Below are 5,614 nucleotides of genomic sequence, written 5' to 3' on the forward strand. Positions count from 1 at the left end.
CAACAAACCCGCCGAACCAGCCGACACCGACCAGAAGCAACATTCGGTAGCGGCCTAACACCCACTGGACTCACCCGCCTTGACAAATTCCGATGACGACGTCTTGCTTGGTACCCGCCACCAGAGCACGAAGCTCTCCGAGGTTGCCGAGAAGGCCGGATTCCTTCAGCTTCGACATCACCCCTGCGACGAAAGCCTGTTGTCGCTTCGTCCGATCCAGGTCTCCGTTTGCCAACCCGTGACGTTGTCGCACGAACGACAGTGCCTGTGATGCGTCGATCGTCTGTATACCTGCGGTGAACTGCGCGCCCGAATAATCGTCGTCAACGGCCTCTTGCAAGCACACCTGAATCGGCCCGACTGCATTCGCCACGTCGTAGAAGCCGAGCAAGTTGACCTCCGCGAAGTGATCGATCGGCACTCGTAGCAGCTGCTGCACAGCGGTCAAGGTGGAACGTCGACCTGCCTCGCGCGCGCGACGCTCCCGCGTGGCCTGGTCGGTCACGCCTTCGTCGACGAGTTCGGAGTCGGCGTCCGCTTTGGCGAGCCCGTACGCCTCCTTGATCTTCCGCATTCCGTATCCCGGCACGTCGACGTAGTCGTCGCGCGGAATCGAAATCGCCTTCGCACGGCCACCGTCTGCGGGAAGGTGCAGCAACAGCAGTGTGTTGGTGTTGTACCCGCCGACATCACTGTCTCCCGCATGCAACGTATCGGTGACGAACTCGGCAGGAAGATCGTTGCCGTCCATGTCTTTTCGACTGTCGAGTCCGATAAGCAATATGTTCGTATCCGCGCCGTTCTGCGACGGTTCGTTGCTCGGTAGATCGACAAGTGCGTCGGACGTCGTCAGTCCCGTCGTCGCCTCCCGGTAGACCGTCCACCCGACACCACTGACCAGAAGTGCCGACACCGCAGCCAGCCCGACGACGGTTCGCCCAGCATGAACGAGCCACGGCGTACGCGCGGTCTGCCCCCGGTGTGGAGAGAATCGGTGCCTGCCTGCACTCGATCGATGCCGTCCGGCGTTGAGCCTGTCCTCCGCATGCACCGACGAGACCTCAGCCGAGCTGCTGGGACGCAGGGGCGCCACCCAGGCGAGTAGCGAGTTCCGTCACGCTATTGCGGGCATCGGTCAGGCTCGCCTCTGCCTGTGGAGCCAGCGGCGCCAATGCGGGAACACGGGTCGCCAAAGTCAGATCGACCGTCACGACGTGCACCTCCATACCGAGTGCCGTGCCGAGCACCTGCTTCAGCTGGGCAACGGTGTGGTCGGCGCCGAAGTCCGGCGTCCCTGGTCCGTACTGGTTGCCGCGGGAGGACACAACGACGACCGGCTTGCCCTCGAGTGGACGAGTCGGCCCGTCGAACGGAACCGTGATTCCCGGTACGTGGATGTAGTCGATCCATGCCTTGAGTGTCGACGGAATCGACCAGTTGTACATCGGCGCGCCGATCAGAACGACGTCGGCCGAGACCAGCTCGTCGATGAGCTCCTTCTGCAACGCTTCGGCAGCTGGGGATGCGACCTCGTTCGCAGTGCGGAGGTGCGGGGCCCAATGCAAGGCCGACGTGGGGAGATGAGGCGGTGCATCGCGATGAAGGTCTCGATAGATCACCGAGTGGTCGGGTCCGATCGCGTGCCACACGTCCGAGAACTGCCCGGTGACGGTTCGGCTGACCGAACTGTCGAGATCGGCGGACGAATCGAGATGCAACAGCTGCGGCACAGGTCCTCCTTCTACTGGGGCTGTCTCAGAGTATGCCCAGTAGGGTCGGCGACATGGACCACCGGTACATCGCCTCGGCGCTGCCACATCACGACGCCAGGAAAGTCACCTCGATCATGGGGAACCTCGATGACCGCGTTCCGACGCTGGCAATCGACGGCGTCGAACTCGACATCGACGAACCAGCCCGTAAGGCGGTCATCGAGCTGCTGCGTCAACTCGCCAGTGGGACCGCGGTGACGATCGGTCCGGTCGACGAGCTCCTCACGACATCGCAGGCGGCTGAGATTCTTGGTGTGTCCGACACCTACGTGCGTCGGCTGGCCGACTCAGGCCAACTGACGATCGAGATGCGCGGCACCCACCGCCGATTTCGCCTCGAGGATCTCGTCAGACATCGCGAACGGTTCCAGCCCTGAGGGCTCTAGCCTGCTTCGCGGCCAAGCAGCTCGGACTGTAGCGTCAACAGATCTCGGAAGGCTTCACCGGAAGCTCGCCACAACTGCTCGCCGTCGATGAAGTCGACACCGAGCAGATTCACATCCCCTCGATAGGCGCCGACGTCGACGGACAGCTTGCGCACGATCGTCGAGACGTCACGATCGAGGTAGCCCGAATCGGAGCGTTCCAGGGCACGAAACTGGGCGGAGAAGTGTTCGGCTGATATTCGTCGGTCGACGAACTGCGCTACCAGAATCACGAAGCGCGATGCGTGCAGCGATGGAGAACGGAAGGAATGCTCCACGAAGCTGGCCTCTCCCTGGTCGACAACGCCACTCGCCATCGCCATCGAACTTGATCGGATCGAACCGACGACGTAGCTGTGCAACGACTGCCTACCAGGGCGTTCGCACGGTGAGGGGTGACGACGATTCGAGTGTGAAATTTGGAACTCCACCCACGATAGAGACGAAAACCAGATCGATCCGCTGTTTTGGAGATTGCTATGACTGGTCACAACATGGCGACCAGTCCAGTTGTGACCTACCGGAGTGACCGGAGGGGCTGGCGTTCCGGCGTATCGAGTTCCCAGAAATCCCAACCGTCCAAGACCTCGACATCGCCGCTGATGTGAGTGGCCACAGCGCTCGCAGCCTCCGTCGGATCCTCGAATCGACGACCTTCCATCGGACCCTGCACGATCTCCAGTCGCGTGCTGGTCGGATCGAATCGGGCGCTGAGCCGATAACCGTCGAAGTCGGCAACGACGCGCAGACGAAGATCGACTACTTCCTCTACCGCTGCGACACGTTTGGTACCTGCCCGGCGGACGACCTTGCCGATACGATGCGATGACGCCGATCGCGCTTCTTCTGCCAGTGCGGGATCGGCGTCGGCGTTCAAACCGAGGGCTGCCCACTTGTTGTGACCATGCTGCACTCGGCCTACTGCGATTGCATGGTGGCCTGTCCGCGTGCGCAATGGCGATTCCTGAACCCAGAGGTCGACTTCCCCCTTGATGTCAGCGGCCATCTCTTCCGAGGACACCATGAAGAAGTCGGGCTCACTCTTACCGAGATCCACGAACACCCAGTACGACGAGCCGGTGTCGTCACTGGCCAGCGATTCGTCCTGGCGGCGGGCCTTCCAATCTCCTGCTGCCTTGGACCTGACGCGGACGACGCAGCTCGATCCGTCGACGCCCCACACTTGAACCGGGTTGCGCCGCGACGTGGTGAGCCTCTCGGCGCGACCTCCGTGCATGACGACCGCTTTGATGAATGCCCTTATGCCTTGCTCCGATACGTCTTCCACAGCGCTTCCTCAGATATTGCCTACCCGTAGAGCTGAGGAGACGTGCCTACGACGGGTAGCACGCGCACGACTCCGATCTTTGACCTCAGCCTAGTGGTCCGACCCCGTTCACAGGAACAGTGCACAATCGGTGCGTGGAGATTCGGACAGCACACGACGCGGCGCAGCGTCGGTTCGTTCTGTACGTGAGCGAGCAGGTCGCCGCAATCTCAGAGTACTTCGAGACCAAGGAGCAGCGGACCTTCTTCCACACCGTGACGTTCCCGCAGTACCGCGGCAGAGGGCTCGCCGCGGTACTGACCGAGTATGCCCTCGACGACACCCGAACCTGTGGCATGACGGTCGTTCCATCGTGCTGGTTCGTCCGGGAATTCATCGAAACGAACACCGTCGAGTACGGGAGTCTGCTTACTTCCGCCGAACCGCCCGCCTAGCTCTGGCGAACAGAGGGTAGACATGAACGCGCTCGGCGTCCTTTCCCGTGCGCCGGTCGTATCTTTCCAACGACTTGGCGACCATCAATTCGTGATTCCGGATCACATTTTCGTACAGGTACATCTCGCGCTCCTCGAATTGCGCACAGAGCAAGGCCCCTTGCGCGCGACTGAAATGGGCGCGCGGAAAACGCGCTGCCACAATCGAATACAGACAGCGGAATAGACGTCGCTATCGCAGAAATCGAACGACTACGCCTGTTCGCGAACAGAGTTGACCCGCAGTCGCATTCAGAATGTCCACCAAGGTCCCACCCCATTCCCATCCAGGTCCGTGTCGTTACGGACACCATCATGCAACACAACCGACCGATAGCGCCACCGATTAATTCTGGCTACGACCCGAACCGGTGATACACCACGAATACTCTTGCCGTACAGCAGAATTAAGGAATTTGTCGCCCGCTAGGCGTCAGGAGCGGACCTGGGGAGCTGGCACCGTTTTTGCCGAGCCTGGACCTCTGCTCGGAGGCTAGCGCGGGCGCCAGCTCGGCAAAGGAGTGCCAGCTCGGCTGGGTATGAGGTTCCCGTCCTGCGGAGCATCACGGCCCGCTAGTTTGGAGGCGTCCCAAACCAGAGGAGCACCTGATGGGCAGACTTGTCATGTACAGCTCGGTGTCGGTAGACGGCTTCATCGCGGACGTGAACGACCAGCCCGGACCCCTGTTCGATTGGCTGCTCAGCGGTGACGTGCCGTTGGACGAGAGCGGCGCGTTGAAGGTGTCACAGACGTCCTACGACTACACCCGGCCGTACTGGAACGAGATCGGAGCGACAATCGTCGGCCGCCACGTCTTCGATATGACCGACGGCTGGGACGGGAAGCCTCCCGGCGGGGTCGACCACGTGGTCGTCGTGACGCACCGGCCGAAGCCCGACGGCTGGGACCCCGAGGCCCCGTTCCACTTCGTCGACGGCGTCGAGGCGGCCGTGACCAAGGCGCAAGAACTGGCGGGTGACCGGCTGGTCGAGGTCGCTGCTGGCGACGTCGGCGGCCAGGTGTTTGCCGCGGGCCTGATCGACGAAGTGCGCATGGACGTCGCACCCGTCGTCTTCGGGTCCGGCAAGCGCTACTTCGGGTCGGTGCACGCGCAGCACGTGTTGGAGGATCCCGACTTAGTGCTGCAAGGCAACCGAGTACTCCACCTCCGCTACCAGGTGCGCCGGCGCCCGATCTGATCGACACCGACCTCCGTCTGGGAGCCCCCGATGCCTCCCCAAGAACGACCCCGATACCACCCAACCAGCGACTACACCTTCAGCTGGGGCTGCTTTCGCTTCAACGCCGTTAGCTTCAGGTCCGGATTCCGGGGAGCTAGCACCGTTTTTGCCGACCTCGCACCGGTTCTATGAGGTGAGCGGGGGTGCTAGCTCGGTACTAGGGGTGCTAGCTCTGCTGGGGTGTGTGGTTTCCGTGGTCGACGGCGGTGTCAGGCAGTGACGTGTAAGCAGAGTTCCCTGGTTCGAGTGCGTGGTCCGGGGATGCGGGTACGGGTGCGGGTGCGGGGAGTTAGCACCGTTTTTGCCGACCTAGCACCGGTTGTAGGAGGTGAGCGGGGGTGCTAGCTCGGTACCAGGGGTGCTAGCTCGGCCGGGTACCGAATGCGGTGGGGATTACAGAATTGCGGTGGGGAT

At 62.2% G+C, this 5,614-nt stretch carries 7 protein-coding genes; 3 read left to right on the forward strand and 4 right to left on the reverse strand.

Annotated elements, in window-relative coordinates:
• Positions 1-70: 70 nt before the first annotated feature.
• The gene (locus tag A2J03_RS24015) at positions 71-1,051 is read right to left on the reverse strand and encodes an LCP family protein (RefSeq protein WP_082898058.1); all 981 of its coding nucleotides are present in this window, start codon (positions 1,049-1,051) and stop codon (positions 71-73) included.
• Between the two features lie 10 nt (positions 1,052-1,061).
• Entirely contained in the window at positions 1,062-1,730 is a 669-nt protein-coding gene (locus A2J03_RS24020; protein ID WP_068379014.1) for an FMN-dependent NADH-azoreductase, read from the reverse strand.
• Positions 1,731-1,783: 53 nt separating this feature from the next.
• Between A2J03_RS24020 and A2J03_RS24025 the strand changes: the two genes are divergently transcribed.
• On the forward strand, positions 1,784-2,149 hold the full coding sequence (locus tag A2J03_RS24025; RefSeq protein ID WP_068379017.1) for a helix-turn-helix domain-containing protein: 366 nt from the start codon (positions 1,784-1,786) through the stop codon (positions 2,147-2,149).
• Between the two features lie 5 nt (positions 2,150-2,154).
• On the opposite strand, the gene A2J03_RS24030 is transcribed toward A2J03_RS24025, so the two are convergent.
• Entirely contained in the window at positions 2,155-2,520 is a 366-nt protein-coding gene (locus A2J03_RS24030; protein WP_231912695.1) for a homoserine dehydrogenase, read from the reverse strand.
• A 194-nt stretch (positions 2,521-2,714) separates the two neighbouring features.
• A complete protein-coding gene (locus tag A2J03_RS24035) occupies positions 2,715-3,485 on the reverse strand; it encodes a hypothetical protein (RefSeq protein ID WP_068379018.1) in 771 nt (256 codons plus the stop codon).
• 134 nt (positions 3,486-3,619) lie between these two features.
• Here A2J03_RS24035 and A2J03_RS24040 point away from each other — a divergent pair, with 134 nt between their 5' ends.
• A complete protein-coding gene (locus A2J03_RS24040; protein ID WP_068379021.1) occupies positions 3,620-3,919 on the forward strand; it encodes a GNAT family N-acetyltransferase in 300 nt (99 codons plus the stop codon).
• A 648-nt stretch (positions 3,920-4,567) separates the two neighbouring features.
• Positions 4,568-5,158 carry a dihydrofolate reductase family protein gene (locus A2J03_RS24050; RefSeq protein ID WP_068379026.1) on the forward strand — a complete coding sequence of 197 codons (591 nt, stop codon included), beginning with the start codon at positions 4,568-4,570 and terminating at the stop codon, positions 5,156-5,158.
• Positions 5,159-5,614 lie beyond the last annotated feature (456 nt).

Origin of the sequence: Rhodococcus sp. EPR-157, from assembly GCF_001647195.1 — a bacterium.
Lineage (GTDB): Bacteria > Actinomycetota > Actinomycetes > Mycobacteriales > Mycobacteriaceae > Rhodococcoides.

Coding starts and splice junctions, on each gene's coding strand:
- A2J03_RS24030 (WP_231912695.1), bottom strand. CDS start 2,520: ATGGCGATGGCGAGTGGCGTTGTCGACCAGGGAGAGGCCAGCTTCGTG.
- A2J03_RS24050 (WP_068379026.1), top strand. CDS start 4,568: ATGGGCAGACTTGTCATGTACAGCTCGGTGTCGGTAGACGGCTTCATC.
- A2J03_RS24025 (WP_068379017.1), top strand. CDS start 1,784: ATGGACCACCGGTACATCGCCTCGGCGCTGCCACATCACGACGCCAGG.